A 2,446-nucleotide genomic window follows, 5' to 3' on the forward strand; every position below is an offset into this window, starting at 1 on the left:
ATTTTCCTTCAAAAGGTAGCCCGTGATGACTTTTCATAGATTTTTTGACGCTACCGAGCAGATGGTTTTGCCAAATTCGGAATGGTCGGCATATACGCGCCTGACATGGCGCTTTCGCCTTGAGGAAAAATCGCACTGACTCGGAACCAGTAGTTCTTGCTATTCGGATAACTTCCACCTGAATTTCGATAGACCGGGGAAGGATCGACAGGAAGCTCCGTCCCTAACTGATCTTGGTGCAGGTCGTATCTTCCAGCGCTAATTTCAGAAGGGGTCGGCCAAATTTTTTTCCCTTTTGTACTCCAGGAAGTAACATTGCCTACATCAAACGCTTCATATGATTTCCCGTTATAAATCCAAACTTTATAACCCACAGCGCCAGGAACCGGATCCCATGATAAATTGATATATCCTGTGCCATCCCCATTACTGAAGGCCGTTCCTGTTGGCGTATTGGGAACTGGTATCGTATACGTAACAGACAAATATGGTTTATAACTGCTGTTCGTAGTGGAAACAACTTTTTTCCAATACGTTTGTCCATTTCCATTCGTATGGAGTTTCAATCCATAGTTTGGTTTGGTCCCTGATGCCCACGCTTTGACAGTACTCGTCACATCAAATTGTGCCCATTGGTCTCTTGCCACATCGACTTTGCCAATGTTGGTAGCGTCAAAAAATCTATGAAAAGTCATCACGGGGTACCTTTTGAAGGAAAATAAAGAGGATAGTGGAATCGGATTCGCCCTTGACCAACACCCGCCAAAGGAAAGAAAGGGTCCGTGGAGGAAGGTTTATTATTCCATGTTAAAGTGCTCGCAGACCATGAGCCGTTGACCGCATCCAACCATAAGCCGGTTGCGGTTGTTGCATAATAGGAGTGTGTAACGTACACGTTAAAAGTAGCGTTCGTTACGTTCATGTTTTCAACGTCGGATATGTCAGGGTGCAAAAACCCATAACAAGTCCCTGTCATTCCATCATAATAACCGACTTTTAACACATATTGCCCTTGCCCAGCATCCCATTTACTTGATGCAGAACTATAGTTCGTTGTCGGATAGGCGCTCATTACAAATGCATCAGCAGCAATAGCAACAGAAGTGCTAGGGTCAATATAAACCGGATAGACGCGCTTCGGATCTTTCAACCACTGCGGATCAGCTTAAACCGTTAAAATATACCCTTGATCATCCTGTTGAAGTTCGTATGTTACATGTTCCGAGCGCTGTGCTTCTCCCGAGTGTTCGTCGATATTCGAATCGACCATAAATGGTTTAGGGAGTTCAAATACTTTTTCATTTTCTTTGTTTGTAAATAAAATCGATCCATCGTCTTGAATATTGGCATGCAAATCGGTTTTCAAACGAAATTTGAAAATGTGATAGCCCGTAAAAGAGTGAAGAACTAAATCTTCTTTCGTTGATTCGTTAAATACGATATTTTGCAAGTCTATATTTGGAAAAATATTTTTATGCACAATCTTATTGTCTTTTTTCTTATAAATAGCGGGAACATCTTTCGCTTGAATCGGCTTCAGTCCATTCCCTGATGCTTCTAAAATAGAATAAGAAATGGAATATTCATTATACAGAAATTTTGCATATTCTCCATCCACCATTTTCTTGTAAAAACGAGGTTCCAAAATCGTATTCTCTGCTTGAACATGATTGGGATGGTCGATGAAGAAAGTGGAAACTTCCTCAAATTGTTTTTCGTTCTTTTTCTTAATATGAATCGGTTCAAAGAAAATTTTTCTGGTAAACGTACCATCACCATTGTAATACACTTTCGTATTCTCTGTTCGTTCCCCTATCACCTCTCCCGGCTTCAAGTTGATGCTGGGCGCTTCTGGTACTTTAAGAGGTGATTGTTTCATCGCATTGTCAGATTTAGAATAGATGAACTCCGCCAATCCCTCCATAGGAATACTCGTAAAAACTAATAAAAATACTAACCACCAAACAAACCATGTCCTTAGATGCCTCATGTTTTCTCTCCCTATCAATCCTAAGTTGTCTAATTCGAACTGCATGAGGAGATTTTATGCTATAAAAAACATACTCGCAATATTTTTCGACAAACAACTTTCGTCATTATTCGACAAAAATCGATTTTATCACTTAACCTTTCAGACAGTAGCGATAACGGTCGTTTTTTTCAATTGTTTTGTACGATCATCCCGCTATGAGAAATGTGAGGAGTAGATGAACAATTAATGATTTTTTTGGAGGATTTGATTACACTTATTCAAGAAAAGTACAATGAAACATTAACCGCGCCTACTGATAAATCCGCCGAGGGCAAATCTTTTAGATTGGGCTCCAATTTCGCATATTTTAGTGTATTTGATTTGATAGAATGCCAATTGACAATACACGAAATAAATTCTATATAAATTGAAATAAAGGTTTTCTCCCGTTCCACGGCGAATAAATAAAAGAGA

2 protein-coding genes and 1 pseudogene are annotated in these 2,446 nt (G+C 39.7%); all 3 read right to left on the reverse strand.

All coding sequences use genetic code 11. From position 1 onward, the window contains the following. Nucleotides 1-56: 56 nt before the first annotated feature. A pseudogene (locus tag ACYQY7_RS13850) lies at nucleotides 57-668 on the reverse strand (DNRLRE domain-containing protein); the annotation flags it as partial. A gap of 26 nt (nucleotides 669-694) precedes the next feature. Beyond that, nucleotides 695-1,150 (reverse strand): DNRLRE domain-containing protein, encoded by a 456-nt coding sequence (locus ACYQY7_RS13855; RefSeq protein WP_461202932.1) that lies wholly within the window; start codon nucleotides 1,148-1,150, stop codon nucleotides 695-697. 15 nt (nucleotides 1,151-1,165) lie between these two features. Continuing rightward, a complete protein-coding gene (locus ACYQY7_RS13860) occupies nucleotides 1,166-1,915 on the reverse strand; it encodes a hypothetical protein (protein ID WP_461202934.1) in 750 nt (249 codons plus the stop codon). Nucleotides 1,916-2,446: the final 531 nt, after the last annotated feature.

It is taken from the genome of Anoxybacillus sp. TBDG-1 (assembly GCF_054815885.1).